The sequence below is a fragment of the Pseudomonas sp. ZL2 genome (assembly GCF_054788455.1).
The window spans coordinates 211,494-228,812 of sequence record NZ_JBGOGX010000002.1 but is presented as its reverse complement, the minus strand read 5'-3'; the positions used below and the strand labels follow the sequence as shown (position 1 = coordinate 228,812).

The 17,319-nt window shown below is 65.1% G+C and carries 16 protein-coding genes; 7 read left to right on the top strand and 9 right to left on the bottom strand.

Features of this window, described 5'->3' with window-relative positions; genetic code table 11:
- Window positions 1-2 precede the first annotated feature (2 nt).
- Together ABM562_RS02425 and ABM562_RS02420 are read left to right on the top strand one after the other, a co-directional pair.
- Window positions 3-686 (top strand): ABC transporter ATP-binding protein, encoded by a 684-nt coding sequence (locus tag ABM562_RS02425; RefSeq protein WP_010222550.1) that lies wholly within the window; start codon window positions 3-5, stop codon window positions 684-686.
- Entirely contained in the window at window positions 686-3,184 is a 2,499-nt protein-coding gene (locus tag ABM562_RS02420; RefSeq protein ID WP_115086174.1) for an ABC transporter permease, read from the top strand. Before ABM562_RS02425 ends, ABM562_RS02420 begins: the two co-directional genes overlap by 1 nt.
- Here the strand turns inward: ABM562_RS02420 and greB are convergent, their stop codons facing one another.
- On the bottom strand, window positions 3,185-3,661 hold the full coding sequence (greB, locus tag ABM562_RS02415) for a transcription elongation factor GreB (protein WP_010222552.1): 477 nt from the start codon (window positions 3,659-3,661) through the stop codon (window positions 3,185-3,187).
- A 152-nt stretch (window positions 3,662-3,813) separates the two neighbouring features.
- Between greB and ABM562_RS02410 the strand changes: the two genes are divergently transcribed.
- On the top strand, window positions 3,814-5,031 hold the full coding sequence (locus tag ABM562_RS02410; protein ID WP_115086173.1) for a DUF3422 domain-containing protein: 1,218 nt from the start codon (window positions 3,814-3,816) through the stop codon (window positions 5,029-5,031).
- A gap of 21 nt (window positions 5,032-5,052) precedes the next feature.
- Here ABM562_RS02410 and ABM562_RS02405 read toward each other — a convergent pair whose 3' ends face one another.
- The 3 genes from ABM562_RS02405 to ABM562_RS02395 all read right to left on the bottom strand — a co-directional run bounded on the left by ABM562_RS02405 (window position 5,053) and on the right by ABM562_RS02395 (window position 7,735).
- The gene (locus ABM562_RS02405; RefSeq protein WP_115086172.1) at window positions 5,053-5,361 is read right to left on the bottom strand and encodes a hypothetical protein; all 309 of its coding nucleotides are present in this window, start codon (window positions 5,359-5,361) and stop codon (window positions 5,053-5,055) included.
- A gap of 407 nt (window positions 5,362-5,768) precedes the next feature.
- A complete protein-coding gene (locus tag ABM562_RS02400) occupies window positions 5,769-6,206 on the bottom strand; it encodes a DoxX family protein (RefSeq protein WP_115086171.1) in 438 nt (145 codons plus the stop codon).
- A 104-nt stretch (window positions 6,207-6,310) separates the two neighbouring features.
- Window positions 6,311-7,735: an MltF family protein gene (locus ABM562_RS02395; protein WP_134062060.1), complete on the bottom strand. Its 1,425-nt coding sequence runs from the start codon at window positions 7,733-7,735 to the stop codon at window positions 6,311-6,313.
- A gap of 158 nt (window positions 7,736-7,893) precedes the next feature.
- Between ABM562_RS02395 and ABM562_RS02390 the strand changes: the two genes are divergently transcribed.
- The 3 genes from ABM562_RS02390 (at window position 7,894) to ABM562_RS02380 (ending at window position 10,704) form a co-directional block, all read left to right on the top strand.
- Window positions 7,894-8,700 (top strand): TatD family hydrolase, encoded by an 807-nt coding sequence (locus ABM562_RS02390; RefSeq protein WP_115086169.1) that lies wholly within the window; start codon window positions 7,894-7,896, stop codon window positions 8,698-8,700.
- Window positions 8,701-8,786: 86 nt separating this feature from the next.
- Window positions 8,787-10,265, top strand: a complete 1,479-nt coding sequence (locus ABM562_RS02385; protein WP_115086168.1) for a methyl-accepting chemotaxis protein — start codon at window positions 8,787-8,789, stop codon at window positions 10,263-10,265.
- Window positions 10,266-10,341: 76 nt separating this feature from the next.
- A complete protein-coding gene (locus ABM562_RS02380; protein WP_115086167.1) occupies window positions 10,342-10,704 on the top strand; it encodes an Mpo1-like protein in 363 nt (120 codons plus the stop codon).
- Window positions 10,705-10,710: 6 nt separating this feature from the next.
- On the opposite strand, the gene ABM562_RS02375 is transcribed toward ABM562_RS02380, so the two are convergent.
- The 3 genes from ABM562_RS02375 to ABM562_RS02365 all read right to left on the bottom strand — a co-directional run bounded on the left by ABM562_RS02375 (window position 10,711) and on the right by ABM562_RS02365 (window position 12,658).
- Window positions 10,711-11,511 carry an acyl-CoA thioesterase gene (locus ABM562_RS02375; RefSeq protein ID WP_460420683.1) on the bottom strand — a complete coding sequence of 267 codons (801 nt, stop codon included), beginning with the start codon at window positions 11,509-11,511 and terminating at the stop codon, window positions 10,711-10,713.
- An 83-nt stretch (window positions 11,512-11,594) separates the two neighbouring features.
- Window positions 11,595-12,365, bottom strand: a complete 771-nt coding sequence (locus ABM562_RS02370; RefSeq protein WP_460420682.1) for a CHAD domain-containing protein — start codon at window positions 12,363-12,365, stop codon at window positions 11,595-11,597.
- A 14-nt stretch (window positions 12,366-12,379) separates the two neighbouring features.
- On the bottom strand, window positions 12,380-12,658 hold the full coding sequence (locus tag ABM562_RS02365; protein WP_028941416.1) for a hypothetical protein: 279 nt from the start codon (window positions 12,656-12,658) through the stop codon (window positions 12,380-12,382).
- A gap of 159 nt (window positions 12,659-12,817) precedes the next feature.
- On the opposite strand from ABM562_RS02365, the gene ABM562_RS02360 reads away from it, so the two are divergent.
- Entirely contained in the window at window positions 12,818-13,858 is a 1,041-nt protein-coding gene (locus ABM562_RS02360) for a patatin-like phospholipase family protein (RefSeq protein WP_115086164.1), read from the top strand.
- A 109-nt stretch (window positions 13,859-13,967) separates the two neighbouring features.
- Here the strand turns inward: ABM562_RS02360 and ABM562_RS02355 are convergent, their stop codons facing one another.
- Together ABM562_RS02355 and ABM562_RS02350 are read right to left on the bottom strand one after the other, a co-directional pair.
- Window positions 13,968-14,666 carry a response regulator gene (locus ABM562_RS02355; RefSeq protein ID WP_460420680.1) on the bottom strand — a complete coding sequence of 233 codons (699 nt, stop codon included), beginning with the start codon at window positions 14,664-14,666 and terminating at the stop codon, window positions 13,968-13,970.
- Window positions 14,663-17,317 carry an ATP-binding protein gene (locus ABM562_RS02350; protein WP_460420678.1) on the bottom strand — a complete coding sequence of 885 codons (2,655 nt, stop codon included), beginning with the start codon at window positions 17,315-17,317 and terminating at the stop codon, window positions 14,663-14,665. The genes ABM562_RS02355 and ABM562_RS02350 overlap by 4 nt, the downstream gene beginning before the upstream one ends.
- Between the last annotated feature and the right edge of the window lie 2 nt (window positions 17,318-17,319).

The following is a 17,319-nucleotide window of genomic DNA, read 5'->3' as shown; positions in this document are numbered from 1 at the left end:
CCATGGGCCCCAGCATTCTCAGTGCGCGCAACCTTAGCAAAGTGGTCCCCAGCGCGGAAGGCGACCTGACCATCCTGCACGAACTCTCGCTGGAATTGAAACAGGGCGACAGCCTGGCGATCGTCGGCGCCTCGGGCTCGGGCAAATCGACCCTGCTCGGCCTGCTGGCCGGGCTCGACCTGCCCAGCGCCGGCTCCGTGACCCTGGCCGGCCACGACCTCGGCCCGCTGGATGAAGACCAGCGCGCGCGGGTGCGGGCCGAGCATGTCGGCTTCGTGTTCCAGTCGTTCCAGTTGCTCGACAGCCTCAACGCGCTGGAAAACGTCATGCTGCCACTGGAGCTGGACGGTCGCCGCGATGCCCGCGAGCACGCCCGCAGCCTGCTTGAGCGGGTCGGCCTGGGCCAGCGCCTGAGCCACTCGCCACGCCAGCTGTCCGGTGGCGAGCAACAACGGGTGGCGATCGCCCGCGCCTTTGCCGCCGAGCCTGCGGTGCTGTTTGCCGACGAGCCCACCGGCAACCTCGACAGCCATACCGGCGAGCGCATCAGCGACCTGCTGTTCGACCTGAACAAGGAACGCGGCACCACCCTGGTACTGGTCACCCATGACGAACGCCTGGCCCAGCGCTGCCGTCGCCTGATCCGCCTGGACGCCGGCCACCTGGTCGCGCCGCTGGAGCCTTGATGAAGCGCTTGCCGTTGTTCCCCCTGGCCCTGCGCCAGTTGCTGCGCGACGCCCGCGCCGGCGAGTTGCGCGTGCTGTTCTTCGCCCTGCTGGTAGCGGTGGCGGCCAGTACCGCCATCGGCTATTTCGGCGCCCGCCTCAACGGCGCCATGCTGTTGCGGGCTACCGAGTTCCTCGGCGCCGACCTGGTGCTGCAGGGCAGCTCGCCCGCAGAGCCCGGGCAGGTCAACCGCGGCACCGCGCTGGGCTTGCAACACGCCCGGGTGGTCGAGTTTTCCAGCGTGATCGCCACCGACAACGGCATTCAGCTGTCGAGCATCAAGGCGGCCAACGATGCCTATCCGCTGCGCGGCGAGCTGCGCAGCGCCGCCGAACCCTATGGCGTCGAAACCGCTGGCGGCGGCCCGGCGCCGGGCGAGGCCTGGGTCGAACCGCGGCTGCTGGCAGCGCTGGACCTGAAAATAGGCGACAGCATCGATGTAGGCATGAAAACCCTGCGCATGAGCCGGGTGCTGACCTACGAACCCGACCGTGCCGGCAACTTCTATAGCCTGACCCCGCGGGTACTGATCAACCTCGCCGACCTTGAGGCCACCGGGGTAGTGCAACCGGGCAGCCGGGTCAGCTACCGCGAACTCTGGCGTGGCGAGCCCGACGCCCTGGCCAGCTACCGCGATGCGCTCAGCAACAACCTCGCCGCCAACCAGCGCCTGCAGGATTCACGGGATGGCAACCAGCAGATCGGCGGCGCCCTGGGCAAGGCCGAGCGTTACCTGAACATGGCCAGCCTGGTGGCGGTGCTGCTCGCAGGTGTTGCCGTGGCGCTGTCGGCCAGCCGCTTCGCTACCCGGCGTTTCGATGCCAGCGCCCTGCTGCGCTGCCTGGGCTTGTCGCGCCGCCAGGCATTGAGCCTGTTCTGCCTGCAACTGGCGATTCTCGGCAGCATCGCCGCAGTGTGCGGCGCAGCGCTTGGCTGGCTGGCCCAACTGGGCTTGTTCGAATTGCTGCAAGGTCTGATGCCGGCGCAGATTCCTCCTGGCGGTGTCGGTCCGGCCCTGGCCGGTATCGCCACCGGCCTGGTGGCCCTGGCCGGGTTCGCCCTGCCGCCGCTGGCCGCCCTTGGCCGGGTGCCACCCCTGCGGGTGCTGCGTCGCGACCTGCTGCCGGTACCGGCCAGCAGCTGGCTGGTGTACGGCGCCGCGCTGTTCGCTCTGGGCCTGATCATGTGGCGCCTGAGCCTCGACCTGCTGCTGACCTTCGCCCTGCTCGGCGGCGGCCTGGTCGCCGCCTTGCTGCTGGGCGGGCTACTGTTGCTCGGCCTGCGCAGCCTGCGGCGCTTGCTTGCCGACAGCCCGCTGGCTTGGCGCCTGGGCCTTGGCCAATTGCTGCGCCACCCACTGGCGGCTGCCGGGCAGTCCCTGGCCTTCGGCCTGATCCTGCTGGCCATGGCCCTGATCGCCCTGCTGCGTGCCGAGCTGCTCGACACCTGGCAGAACCAGTTGCCCAAGGACGCGCCCAACTACTTCGCCCTGAACATCCTGCCCGACGACAAGAACAACTTCGCCCAACGCCTGACCGAGTTCTCCGCCGAGGCCGCACCGCTGTACCCGGTTATCCCCGGGCGCCTGACCGCCATCAACGGCGAGCCGGTGCAACAGATTGTCAGCAAGGAATCCACCGGCGACCGCGCCGTGCAGCGCGACCTGAGCCTGACCTGGGCCGCCGACCTGCCGCAGGGCAACACCCTGAGCGAAGGCCAGTGGTGGCAGGTCAAACCTGCAGCCGATGCCTTGCCCGGTGTTTCAGTGGAAGCCGAGCTGGCCCTGAGCCTCAAGCTCAAACTCGGCGACCAGTTGACCTTCACCATTGGTGGCCTGCAACGCCAGGTGCAAGTCACCAGCCTGCGCACGGTCAACTGGGACAGCTTCCAGCCCAACTTCTACATGATCTTCCAGCCTGAAACCCTGCAGGACCTGCCGACCACCTACCTGACCAGCTTCTATCTGGCACCCGGGCATGACCAGCAGGTGGTCGCGCTGTCGCGGGCGTTCCCGGCGGTGACCATCCTCCAGGTCGACGCGTTGCTGGCGCAGCTGCGCAGCATCCTCGCCCAGGTCACCCTGGCGGTGGAGTACGTGCTGTTGTTCGTGCTGGCGGCAGGCCTGGCGGTGCTGTTCGCCGGCTTGCAGGCGACCCTCGACGAACGCATTCGCCAAGGCGCCCTGCTCCGCGCCCTGGGCGCCGGGCGCGGATTGCTGGTCAAGGCACGGCGTATCGAGTTCGGCCTGCTGGGGGCGGCCAGCGGCCTGCTGGCAGCGATCGGTTGCGAGCTGATCACCCTGGTGCTGTACCGTTATGCCTTCGACCTGCACTGGAGCCCGCACCCGTGGCTACTGCTGCTGCCGGTCATCGGCGCCCTGCTGGTCGGCGGTGCCGGGGTCTACGGCACGCGCCGGGCGCTCAATGCCAGCCCGCTGGCAGTACTGCGCGAGGGCTGATCAGGGTTTGACGTAGTCGATGGCGTTGACCCACCAGCACATCTCGCCGGAAGGGGTCTGGACGATGACTTCATCGCCGACCTCTTTTTTCAGCAACGCGCGGGCCATGGGTGAGTCGATCGAGATGTAGTCCATGCGCCCGTAGATCTCGTCGTAGCCGACGATGCGAAAGCGCTTGGTCTCGCCCTCCTCGTTCTCGATCTCGACCCAGGCGCCGAAAAACACCCGGCCCTCCTGCTCCGGCGAGTACTCCACCACACGCATGTCTTCCAGGCGCTTGCGCAGGTAGCGCACGCGGCGGTCAATCTCACGCAGAAGCTTCTTGTTGTACTGGTAATCGGCGTTCTCGCTGCGATCCCCCAGGGACGCTGCCCAGGTGACTTTCTGGGTGATATCGGGACGCTTTACCCGCCACAGATGGTCCAGCTCCTGCTTGAGCGCTTCGTGACCTTCCTTCGTGATGATTTGCGTACTCAACAAAAATTCTCGCTTCCAGGCTGACTGAGTGGCTTGCAGGGCCTGATCATCAACCCTGTCGAGGCGCGGCGCAACTGCACGTGACTTGTGCCTGTCAGCTCCAGTCCCAAGAGTGAAACCGCAGACAACCACAACAATACGGTCTGACCCGCATGCACGCCCAACGCACCGCCTTGCACAACGAGCTGCACGCCCGTCCGTCGCTGTACTTCGACGAACCGGCGCATGTCTTCCATCTGGCGTTTCTCGGCACCGATGCCGACTGCAATGCCCTGTTGCAGCGTTGCTGCCCGGACGCCTTCGAGCCCGATGCCGCACAGGGCATCACCCGGCTGGACGGTCATCCGTTCAAATGGGAGCGCCATTCCGAGTTCTTCACCCTGACGCTGGTGGTGCCCGCCGCCAGCGGCGAGCTGAACTGGACCACCCTGCCCCCGGCCCTCGCCGCAGGCGTCGAGCCCTACCGCGAGCAGATGATCAACGCGGTGCAGGTGCTGGTGCGCGACGAACAGGACCTGGACCTGAGCCGTTATGGCTTCAAAGACCCCTGCGGCTCCTGCGTAGGCGGCGGCGATGCCGTGGTGTGGAGCGATTTTCGCCTGACCGCAGATGGCACCAACCGCTTCCTGTTCATCAACCGCCGGCTCAATGCCTACCGCCAGGGACGAATGATCCGCCGCCTGCTGGAGATCGAGACCTACCGGATGATGGCGTCATTGTCGCTGACCGCCGCCAAGGCCCTGAGCCCGCAACTGGACGCCTATGACCGCAAGCTGGTCAGCCTGTCGGAGCGTAACGTCAGCAGTGACGGCGGCAATGCCAAGGCATTGCTCGCCGACATCGCTCAGCTGTCGCGCCAGGTGGTCGGCAGCACGGTCAAGCACCGCCATCGCTTCAGCGCCACCCAGGCCTACGCGCAACTGGTGTTCGAGCGCCTGGGCGAGCTGCGGGAGAGCCATGTCGGTGATTGCCAGCGCCTGGGAGTGTTCATCGAGCGGCGTTTCAAGCCCACCGTGCGTTATTGCGCGGTCACCGAACAACGCCTGGAACACCTGGCCGAGAGCGTGGCCAACCTCGGCGACCTGCTGCAGGCGCGGGTGCAGGTCGAGATGGAAGAACAGAACGCCGAGATCCTGCGCAGCCTCAACGCCCGCGCCGATACCCAGATCAAGATCCAGCGGGCAGTGGAAGGCCTGTCGATCATCGCGATCAGCTACTACCTGCTGAGCCTGTTCAAACTGTTCTATGCCGGCCTGCACACCCTGGGCGCGCAGATCAGCGCACGCGAGGCGCTGCTGGGTATGGCGCCGGTGGTGGTATTGATCATGCTGGTGATTGTGCTACGGATCAGGAAAGCCAAGGCACATTGAGCGGCTAACCCGGGCTGTCACTCAAGCCCGGGTGATCAGGCCCTGTCGAGCGACACGGGTCAGGTGACCGAGAACTTCGGCGGCATCTTCGGCGCTGGGCGACTGAATCACCGCCAGATCGAAACGGTCGTTGGCGAACTGGCCAAGCGAGGCGCAGGTGTCGGCAAACTGGATCAGGAAGGCAGTGGCACGGCCTTTACGGCGTGGCCAGCCATCGAGGTAGCGCAGAAGTGTTGGCTGATGGCTGCCGCCCAAGAGAATACGCGGCGTGCGCGTAGCCTGGCTGGCTGGCAAGGGGGTCAGGCAAACACTGGAACGTGGACAACTCATGGAGTAGATCTCCGCCTCGCAAAACCCGCTGGGCTGCGGTGGGAGGCGTCACCGAACCAGCGTTTTAGCGGTATTTGGTGAAACCCCCGAAGAGGAAACCCTGCGCCCCGCAAGTAGCTGTTTAAATCGGCGCAAGTCAGCATCCTAGAGAAGCTGCGGGTGGGATGTCAACATGTGACTGTAGGAGCGGGCTTACCCCGCGATAGCGTCCCGCCTGCCACATCGCATCGCGGGTCAGGTCGAGTCGTCGCACCGCCGCTCCCACAGAGTCAGGCAAGCAAGAGCGAAGCGTAGGGCCCCTGGTGGGCGAGAATTTTGGCTTACTATTGTTTCGACTGAACAAAGTAAGGCGCCGTAAAGGCGCAAAGGTGAGGCAGCAGCGCTGCCTCACCCGGATCGACCCAACCTTAGCGAGCAATCAACCGGTCCAAAGACCCCCGCCCTGCCCCCTCGACCAGCACCGCCAGCGTCCCCGCCATCAACGCCAGGGCAAACTCATAGCCGTTGTTGGCCATGAACAACCCATTGCCGATATGCACCGAGAAGATCGCCACGATCAACGTCACGGTCAGCGCCAGCGCCGCTGGCCGTACCAGCAAGCCGATCACCAGGGCCAGGCCGCCGAAGAACTCGGCACCGCCGGACAGCAGCGCCATCAGCAGGCCTGGCGCCAGGCCAAGGCTTTCCATGAACTGCGCAGTCCCCGCCAGGCCGCCGCCGCCAAACAGGCCGAAGAGCTTCTGCGCGCCATGGGCCATGAAGATGATACCGACCAGAATACGGATGATGCTCAGGCCCCAGCTGGCACGGCTGGCAACTACGGCGTTGAGGATGTTGTTGTTCATGAGTGTTCCTTAAGGGGTGTGATGTGTGGTGTTGGGCGCCATATTAATCGAATCAACCAATAGTAAAATCGCAATATTTGCGACATTAAAATCGAATTATTCGATTATTTTTGCCCCACACCTTTACCCCCTTTCGGCTCCAGGGATGCGCGCTCACGGTCAAAGGCCAGGAAGTACTTGTTGACGCTGTTCACATAGCTCACCGGCCCCATGCCCACCTGTTCCATGGCGATGCGCTCGGTCTGGAAGAACCACTGGTTGCCATTGAGCCCACGCCGCCGTGCTTCGGCACGCATCGCCTGAACCCGCTCCGGGCCCAGGTTATAGGCCGCCAGGGTGAACGCCATGCGTTCACGCTCGTTAAGCTGGTTGCTGGAAAAGAACTTGCGCCGGATCAGCGCCATGTAGCGGGCGCTGGCCTGAACATTGCCATCGACATTGGCAATATTGCTCACCCCCACCCGCTGAGCGGCGCTGGGGGTGATCTGCATCAGCCCGTGGGCGCCCCCTGCCCCGCGGGCAGTCGGGTCAAGGGAGGACTCCTTGAAGGCCACCGCAGCCAGGTTCAGCCAGTCGATTTTCTGTTCGCGGGCATGGCGCTGCAGCACCGGCCGCAAGGCCTCCAGGCGCTTGCGATCAGTGCGTGCCAGGGGATTGTGGACCCGGTACAGACGCCGGTAGATCCGCTCAAACGCTGCATCCTGATTGGCCGGCGCCTTGTAGCCCTGAAGAAAGCGGTCGACGCTGGCGTGCAGCATTACCGCGTCACGGCGCACGTACCAGCGCATGGCCTCGGGGCTGGCCACATGCAGCTTGCGCTCGACCCGCAGCTTGGGCATGACCTTGGCCCAGCGTTCGGCAATCGGCTGCTCGACCACGGTCAGGTGAAAAATCCCGGCCTGGACCATCTCCAGCACATCTTCGACCGCCAGCGTCGGGTCGACCCACTCGACCTTGATCGGCGCCAGCTTACGCAGGGCCAGCTTCTGGTTGATCTCATGCAAGGTATCGCCGGCGGCACTTGAGCTGGTCAGCGCCAGGGTGCGCCCGGACAGCTGCTCGACGCGCTGAAAGCTGCGCTCGCCCTTGCGCCCGACCAGCACCAGGGGCACCTTGTCGACCACCGGGTCGCTGGCGCTGAGGCCACGGGTAGAGGTGGGGTCGACCAGTTCACCCGGCGCCACCAGGTCGGCTTCGCCGCGCTGCAATGCGGCCAGCAGTTGTTCCTTGGCGCGGGGGATGATCTTCAGGCGGATTTCCTCGCCATCGCGGGCGCGGGCGTTGAGGTAATGCTCGAAGGCTCGCAGACGATGGTACTCGACGCCCACCGGCTCGCCCTTGACTTCACCGGAGCTGTTGCGGCTCTGGTTGACCAGCACCTTCAGCACCCGGCTGCTGCGGATCTGCGCCAGGTCGCGCGCCTGGGTCTTGGGCACCGCCTGTTGCGGCCCGGCCAGACGCGCACTGGCCGGCCCTGCAGGCAGCAGCGAGAGGCTCAGCACGATCAACAAAAACAGCGCTCGGGTCATCCGTTGCAAGGTCCGCGCGTGTGGGGTTGGCGCCATAGTCTGCAGTCGTTCCATGACAATTGACCGCAACAGACCACGACAACTCGTTGAAGTTCTTGGCTTTATCGATTTTCGCCGAGCTTTGTTATGCTGGCCGGCCCCCGGCCTGAGGTAGCACCATGCAACTCATCGACATCGGCGTCAATCTGACCAACCCAAGTTTTGCCGACAAACATCAGGCGATCCTCGAACGCGCCGTGGCTGCCGGGGTGGTACAGATGATGGTCACCGGCACCAGCCTCGAGGGTAGCGAACAGGCCCTTGAGCTGTGCCAGCAGCTCGATGAAAGCGCCCAGCGCCTGTTCAGCACCGCCGGTGTTCATCCCCATGACGCCAGCAGCTGGAGCGCCGACAGCAGCCGCCAGTTGCGCGCGCTGCTTGGGCAGCCGCGGGTGCAGGCCGTGGGTGAATGCGGGCTGGACTTCAACCGTGATTTCTCGCCGCGCCCGCAGCAGGAAAAGGCGCTGGAAGAACAGCTGGCCCTGGCCGTGGAGCTGCAGATGCCGGTGTTCCTGCACGAGCGTGACGCCAGCGAACGCCTGCTGGCGATCCTCAAGGAGTTTCGCGATCGCCTGCCAGCAGCGGTTGTGCACTGCTTTACCGGCGAGCGCGCGGCGCTGTTCGGCTACCTCGACCTGGACCTGCACATCGGCATCACTGGCTGGATCTGCGACGAACGACGCGGCACCCACCTGCACCCGCTGGTCAGCAGCATCCCCCAGGGCCGCCTGATGCTCGAAAGCGACGCGCCGTACCTGCTGCCGCGCAGCCTGCGGCCCAAGCCGAAAAGCGGGCGCAACGAACCGGCCTTTCTCACTGAAGTGCTGCGCGAAGTAGCCCTGCACCGCGGCGAAAGCCCTGAGCAACTGGCTGCCCACAGCACCGCCAGCGCCCGCGCCTTCTTTAACCTGCCCGCGATTATTTGACGCATATCAAAACGTCTTGATGATCGAGTCGGCACAATGATGGCACCTTGCCAACAATGTTTCCGCTCAATCAGAGAAGACCTACCATGGGTGCCTGGCTTAGCAATATCTCCCTGAAGTACAAGTTCTGGGCCGTGAACGCGGTCGCGTTCGTCACCACGCTGTTCCTGGTGCTGTATGCCGTGCATCTGGAGCAACAGGCCCGGGCCCAGAGTGCACAAAGCAAAGCCCAGGCCGAGGCGCAGTTGCTGGCGGCCTGGCCCGCCGGGCAAGCCCTGCCGAACAATGCGCTGTGGCTGACTTACAGCCCCGGCCAGGCGCCGCAATTCGAAGGACAAAGCCTCGATACGCTGGCCACGGCCCAGGGCTGGGTCGAGCTCGAAGGCTTGCCGTTGCTGGGCCGCGATCCGCTGACCGGTGCCCAGGTCATCAGCCGTGATAACCAGCAGATCGCCGTGCTCGCCCCCTCCCCCAGCCTGGTCCAGGTGTTCACCGACCGCTTCACCAACTACGCCGTGTGCGTGCTGATCCTGATGCTGGCGATGCTTTGCGCCTCGCAACTGCTCATCCGCTTTCTGCTCAGCCAGCTCAACACCCTCAAGGACGTAATGCTGCACGTGGAAAAAACCGGCGACCTGTCGGCCCGCGTACCCCTGGCCTGTGGTGATGAAGTCGGACAGATGGCCAGTGCCTTCAACGCCATGCAAACCACCTACCACCGGGTGGTCAACACCGTCGCGCGCACCGCCGCACAACTGGATTCCGGCGCCGCGCGCCTGGCCGCGAGCATGAACGACGTGCGTCACGGCATGCTTGGCCAACAGAGCGAAACCGATCAGGCCGCCACCGCCATCAACGAAATGACCGCCACGGTCTATCACATCGCCCAGCACGCCGGCGCCACCCGCGACCTGTCGCAGAGCGCCGACACCCTGGCTGGTAGCGGCCAGGAAGTGGTCAGCCGGGTACAGACCTCGATCGCCGGGCTGTCCAGCGGCGTACAACAGACCGCCGAGATGATCCGCCAGCTGGCCGACGACAGCCAGAAGATCAACGGCGTGGTCGGGGTGATCCACAGCATTGCCGAGCAGACCAACCTGCTGGCCCTCAACGCCGCCATCGAGGCCGCCCGCGCCGGCGATCTGGGCCGTGGTTTTGCGGTGGTCGCCGACGAAGTACGCAACCTGGCCAAACGGGTGCAGGCTTCCACCGACGAAATCACCACCATGGTCTCGGCGCTGCAGGCCGGTACCCGCGACGCCGTGGATTTCATGCAGGAAAGCTCGTTCAAGGCTGACGACTGCGTACAGCAGGCCCAGGAAGCCGGTGCCGCGCTGGCAGAAATCACCAGCGCGGTGGCGCAGATGCGTGAAAGCAACACGCAGATTGCCGTGGCCGCCGAGCAACAGAGCCAGGTGGCCGAAGAAATGAACCGGGCAGTGGTAAGTATCCGCGACGTAACCGAAGAGACCGTGCAGCAAACCGTCGACTCGGCCACCACCAGCAGCGAACTGGCGACCCTGGCCGGCGAACTGAACAAGGCCATCGGCCAGCTCAAGCTATAGGCGTCATAGCCGCCATCGATTGGCCCCTTCACCGGGGCCGCACTATTCTTCAGGCAAGCCCCTGAGGAAAATTTCCATGAGCAAACGCCTGCCCAACCTGCCCGCCTGGCAATGGCGTGGCTACCACCACAACCACCGCAACCCGACCAACCTGGTGCTGCACCTGATTGCCGTGCCGTTGTTCATCCTCGGCGTATTGCTGGTGCTTTCGGGGTTGTTCTCGCTGGACCTGGGGCAACTGGCCGTTGGCATCATCGCCCTGATCGCCGGGCTCGGCCTGCAACGCCAGGGTCACCGCCTGGAAGCCGAACAACCCGAGCCGTTCGCCAACCGCAAGGATGCCATTGGCCGCCTGCTGGTCGAGCAGTTCGTCACGTTCCCGCGCTTTGTACTCAGCGGTGCCTGGTGGCGCGCCTGGCGCGACCGGCACCGCCATTGAGCCGTCTCAGCCGAACACGGTCACGGTCTGGCGGCTGAGCGCCAGCAACTCGCCCTTGTCGCTCCACAGCGCGGCCGCCGCATGCCCGTAACCATCTCGGGCATGTTCGGTTTCGACGTGGTAGCGGCACCAGTCCAGGGTGGTCAGGCTCGGCACCGGCTGGATGAATTCGATGGTCCAGGTCAAGGTGCTGCCGGACGCCGGTTTGTTCAGGTGCGAAAGCAAGGTCGGGGGCCAGGCGTCAACCAGCGCCAGCAAGTGCGCTTCACTGACCGGCTCTTCACGTTCGCTGTCGCGAAAACGTACCCAGCCGCCCATGTCCCGGGACTTGTTATTGCTGAACGGAATGCCGCCGATGGCCCAGCGCAGGGACACATGGCGCATGAACTCCGGGGTCACCCCCTTGATGCACGGAAGCTCTGTGCTCGATTGCTCAAGCGGCTTCATCTCTACCGCCGGCAAGGCCGGCACATCGATCATCGAATCGCGGCCGCTGCCAAAGCTGCCCTGCATCAGGGTAACCACCTGGCCGTTCTGCAGGGCGCGCCCGAGCAGCGAGCTGACGGCCTTGCCCTCGCGCAGCAGTTCCACTTCGAAACTGATCGGCACCTCAGGTTCGGCCGGTCCGACAAAGGTGATGGCCAGGGAGCGCACCGGACGCCCCGGCGAGGTCTTGGCCAGCATGGCCTCATACAGCAAGGCAGCCATCAGCCCGCCAAAACAGGCGCGACCCTGGGCCCAGCTTGAATCAATGGTCACGGCCTGGGGATGCTGGCGGACCGCCGTGAGCAATTGTGAGAAGTTCATGCCGACCTCAGCGATTTGAAAAGAAACTGATCTTAACCAGCCAGCAAGTGGTCTACAGCACGCATTTCGGCCATTTCAGCGGGCTATCGCTGCGCAAGCTGCTCCTGCAGGCGATCGAGGGTGGCATCGGCGCATTGTTCGGCCTTGGTCAGTTGCATTTGCCAATGGCTGACACACGGGGCCAGGTCGCTTTGCTGCTCGGCTTGCAGCAGCCACTGCAGCAGGTCGTGCCAGTTGCCCAGATCGCCCTGGGCACGCCTGAGGGCCTTTTGCAGGCGTGGGTTGGAGTGCTGCAGTTGCGGGTAGGCTTCAGCCGCGTAGCGCACCCGCTTGATCAGCAGGCGCAGGCGATGACGGTCGTGGGCAGGATCGTCGAGGGCCTGGCGTAGCTGCTTCCACTGCTTTTCCAGGCGTTTGTCGATGCGCTGTTGCAGCCGGCAGATCAAGCCCTGGCGCTGCGCCGCGCGCAGAAACACCGGGAAGGCGTCGACGATTGCCAGCAGGCGCGCCAGTTCGGCACTGGCGGCGACGCTGGCGAAGGTCTGCGCGCGATGGGCCAGGCGCGTATGCGCCGCGACCGTCTGGCGGCGTTCGAGCAACTGCGCGGCCAGTACCTCACGGTCGCGCATTGGCGTGGTCAGGCTACCCAGCGCCTGGGCAGCCGCTTCCAGCTGCTCGACTCCGGGCAATTCACGCAGCGGCCGCAGCAGGCTGCGCAAGCGCCGCACGCCGATGCGCAGGTCGTGCAGCGCCTCGCCGTCGGTATCGGCGGCCAGGCGCGCCTGGCAGGCCAGCAGGCGCACCTGCAGGCTCAGTACCTGGGCAATGACGTGGTCGAGCATGGCCGACGACATGGTCTACTCCTGTATCAGCGCCCGGCGCGGGATTCACGAATGTAGAAACGGGCCTTCTCGGCCTTCTTGCTGCAGCCCTCGAACGCTTCGAACTGCTGCTGGGTCTTGGCCCCGGTCAACAGCGACAGCGCCTTGGAGTAACTGACGGTACCGGCGAAACCTTCGGCCTTGGCCAGGTCGAGCTCTTTCCAGGCCGAGTCCAGCTGATTGGCGCAGCTGTCGCGGTAGGCTGTCTTGCCAGCGCAACCGGTCAGGACCAGGGCAATCAGGGGCAGGCAAATCCAGGCTTTCATCGGCAATACCTCAAAAAAAAAAGTTCAGGGTGGCGACTTCGACGGTAAACAGCGAGAAAAGTGCCCTGTTCAGCGTAGCGCAGCGCCAGCGACGATTGAAGCACAGACACAATTGGGCGCATTGTTAGACCATGGAAGCAGAACACCGGGGGAAGCATCATGAAAAAACGCGTCGCACTGGTTCTGGGTTCAGGCGGGGCCCGGGGCTACGCACACATTGGTGTGATCGAAGAAATCGAGCGCAGAGGCTACGACATCGCCTGTATTGCCGGCTGCTCCATGGGCGCGGTGATTGGTGGCATCTATGCCGCCGGCAAGCTCGATGAGTACCGCAACTGGATCGAGAGTCTGGACTACCTGGACGTGCTGCGCCTGGTCGATGTGAGCTTTCGCCTCGGGGCGATTCGGGGCGAGAAGGTCTTCGGGCAGATCCGCAAGATTGTCGGCGAGGTCAATATCGAAGACCTGCGCATCCCCTACACGGCGGTGGCCACCGACCTCACCAACCAACAGGAAATCTGGTTCCAGGAGGGCTGCCTGCACCAGGCCATGCGCGCCTCGGCAGCGATACCGAGCCTGTTCACCCCGGTGGTGCAAGGCAACCGCATGCTGGTCGATGGCGGTATCCTCAACCCCTTGCCGATCATCCCGGTGGTGTCCAGCCACTGCGACCTGATCATTGCCGTGAACCTCAACTCGACCAACCAGAAGCAGTATCAACTGCCGGTGATCGAACGCCCGGCGGCGTTCAAGCTGCGCTTTGACAACCTGATCAACTCCCTGGGCTCGCACTTGCCGTTCCGGCGTAAACCGGCCGAGCAACTGATGCGCATCGAGCAGGAGCTGCAACCCGAGGCAGCGCAGATTCCCAACCCCTGGCTCAGCGATGCCGCCGATCCCGAAGCCCAGCAACCGGCGGCAGCCCCGGAGATTGAAGGCGCGCCAAAATCGGCCACTGGCTCGTTCATCATCGACAACGTCGGGCCGGCGTCGCTGCTGGACTTGATCAACCAGAGCTTCGAGGTGATGCAGACGTCACTGGCGCAGTACAAGATTGCCGGGTACCCGCCAGATGTACTGATCAACGTGCCCAAGCGGGTATGCCGGTTCTTCGAGTTCTACAAAGCGCCGGAGCTGATTGCCCTGGGGCGGGAGATTGCCCGGGATACCCTGGATAACTATGAGGCGGAGCGGCGTTGATGGCTCTAGCCTCATCGCTGGCAAGCCAGCTCCCACAGGTAAAGTGCACACCGGACCTTGTGGGAGCTGGCTTGCCAGCGATGAGGCCAGCAAAATTCAACCCCAGCCCTCAGCCCTGTTCCGGCCCGATCAACCGATACCCCACCCCAGGCTCAGTCACGATAAACCGCGGCGCCGTCGGGTCATCGCCGAGCTTCTGCCGCACATGGGCGACGACGATACGCAGGTAATGACTGTCATCGACATGGGTCGGCCCCCAGATATCCTTGAGCAGTTGCTGCTGGGTGATCACCCGCCCCGGATGGCTGGCCAGTTGCGCCAGCAAGGCATACTCCTTGCGGGTCAGCGCCACCTCGATGCCGTCCAGGGTCACCCGGCGAAACGCCAGGTCGACGGTCAAGGGCCCGAAGCTCAAGGCCGAGGCGATGGTGGAAGCCTGCGGCGCCTGGCGCAGCAAGGCACGCACCCGGGCAAGGAATTCCTGAATGCCGAAGGGCTTGGTCACATAGTCGTTGGCACCGTTGTCCAGCGCCTCGACCTTCTGGACTTCACTGGCCCGCACCGACAGCACCAGCACCGGCACCGCACTCCACTCACGCAGCTCACGCAGCACCTGCTGGCCGTCCATGTCCGGCAGGCCGAGGTCGAGCACCACCAGGTCGGGGCGCGCCAACGCCGCCTGGGTCAGGCCCTCGGCGCCGGTGCCAGCTTCCACCACCTTGTAGCCCTGAGAGCTCAGGCTGATACGCAGGAACTTGCGGATTTGCGGTTCGTCATCGATGACCAGCAGGGTCGCGCTCTGGCTCATGGGGCTTCGCTTTCAGGCTCGGGTTGGGTCGGCAGCGGCAAGCATAAAGTGATGCAGGTGCCCTTGCCATCGATACCGTCGGCCACCCGGATGTGCCCGCCGTGGGCGCCGATCATGCCCTGGCAGATCGCCAGGCCCAGCCCCGTGCCCTGCCCGCCCCGGTCACCGCGCGCAGCGGTGTAGAACATGTCGAAAATGCGCTCGCGGTCGGCCTCGGGAATGCCCGGCCCTTCATCGCTGACGGCAAAACACAACAACTCGCCCTCAGTGCTGACCTGAAGCTCCAGCCGCCCAGCGGCCGGAGAAAAACGTGCAGCGTTCTCCAGCACATTGATCAGCGCCTGCTCGATCAACGCGGCGTGAACGAACAACAGCGGCAAGTCGGCCGGCACCTCGGTGCGCAGTTGCAACGGCGCCAGCACCACCCGCAGGCGGTTCAGGGCGCTGCCGACGATATCGGTGGGCGCCACCCAGTCGCGCGCCAGTTTCAGCCCGCCATGGCCCAGGCGGGTCATGTCGAGCAGGTTCTGGATGTAGCGGTCCAGACGCTCGGCTTCATTGCGGGTGCCTTCGAGCAGCTCCTGACGGTCAGCCTTGGGGATCGCCTCACCGAGGGCCAGCAGGCTGTCGATGCTGCCGCGCATGGCGGTCAGTGGCGTGCGCAGGTCGTGGGACACCGAGGCCAGCAAGGCGCTGCGCAACTGTTCGGTTTCGCCATGCAGGCGTGCCGATTCGAGCTGCTCGGCCAACCGCGCCCGGGCCAGGGCCTGGGCCAGCGGCTGGCTCAGGGCCTTGAGCAGGCGGCAATGCTGGGCGGTCAGTTGCTCGTCCTTGCGCGGGCGCACACCGAGCAGCGCCAGGCGCGCGTCATCTACCGACAGCGGCCACCACCACCAACGGCCATTGGGCAAGGTATCGCTGCCCAGGCCAGCCGCCTGGTCATGCTGCCAGGCCCAGTCGGCAGCGGCGCGTTCGTTGTCGCTCAACTGCAGGTTGCCGCCACTGGCCACCTGCAGACGGCCCTCGGCGTCGCGCTCAAGCAGACACACCTGCAGGTCCTGCCAGCCATCCAGATGCTGGCCGGCGGCGGTGAACACCGCCTGGCGGTCGGTGGCAGCGGTGAGCTTGCGCGACAGTTCGAGCAACTGGCTGGTCTGCTCCTGGGTTTCGCGCAGAGCCTGCAACTGCCGACGCTGGCGCGCAGCAAGGTTACCGGTGAGCGCTGCCATCAACAGGAAGAACAGCGAAGTCAGTACGTCCTCTTCGCGCTGGATGCTGAACGAGAAAGTCGGCGGGATGAACAAAAAGTCGTAGGCCAGGAACGACATCACCGCACAGGCCAGTGCCGGGCCCAGGCTGCTGCGCACCGCCACCAGCAGCACGGCGGCGAGAAACACCAGGGAGATGTTCGGCAAAGCCAGCACGCTGGCCACCGCCCAGGCCAGGCCGGACGCCAGCATCGTGGCGGCCAGGGCCAACAGGTAATGGCGCCACACCCAGACCTTTTTCACCGCCGCGCTCGGTGGCTCGGGCTGGGTGTCGCGGTCGAGCACGTTGATTTCCAGGCCATGGGCGTCACGCAGCAAGCGCGTCGCCACCCCGGCGCCGAACAGGCGCCGGCGCAGGCGAGCGCGCGACTGGCCGACCAACACCAGGCTGGCGCGCCGTTCCAGGGCATGCTGGATCAGGGTTTTGGCCACCTCGCCAGCACGCAGCAGCACCACTTCGCCGCCCAGGCGCTCAGCCAGTTGCTGGGCCGCCTGCAAGCGCTGGCGCGCGGTTTCGTCGCGCAGCCGGCCGTTGTCCACGTGCACCAGGGTCCAGGGCAGATGCCGCCGCTGCGCCACCCGGCTGGCGTGGCGTACCAGGCGTTCGGCCTGGGCATCGCCATCGACGCCGACCAGCAAACGCCCGCGCAAGGCCGGAGCGTCCTGGCCGAGCTGGCGGTACCCGTGGGCCAGGTCGGCATCGACCTGGGCCGCGGCCGTCTGCATGGCCAGCTCGCGCAAAGCAGTAAGGTTGGTTTGGGAGAAAAACGCATCGATCGCCGCCCGGGCCTGCTCCGGCACGTACACCTTGCCTTCGCGCAGGCGTTCGAGCAGCTCGCGCGGTGGCAGGTCGATCAGCACCAGTTCGAAGGCTTCCTGCAGCACCCAGTCCGGCAGGGTTTCGCGTACCTGCACGCCGGTGATGCCACGCACCTGGTCGTTGAGGCTTTCCAGGTGCTGGACGTTGACCGTGGTGTAGACGTCGATGCCAGCGGCGAGCAGTTCCTGGACGTCCTGCCAGCGCTTGGCATGACGACTGCCTGGGGCGTTGCTGTGGGCCAGCTCGTCGACCAGCACCAATTGCGGGCGGGCCTTGAGCAGGCCGTCAAGGTCCATTTCTTCCAGCAGCATGCCGCGATAGTCGCTGCGCAGCAGGGGCTGCTGGGGCAAACCGCCGAGCAGCGCTTCGGTTTCGCTGCGCCCGTGCGTCTCGACCACCGCCGCCAGCAGCGTCACCCCCTGGCGCAGCTGGGCATGGGCGGCCTGGAGCATGGCGTAGGTTTTGCCCACCCCAGGTGCCGCGCCCAGAAATACCTTGAGCCGGCCGCGCCCTTCGCGCGGCAGCCCGGCCAACAACGCATCAGCGCGTTCGGAATTGCTCATGC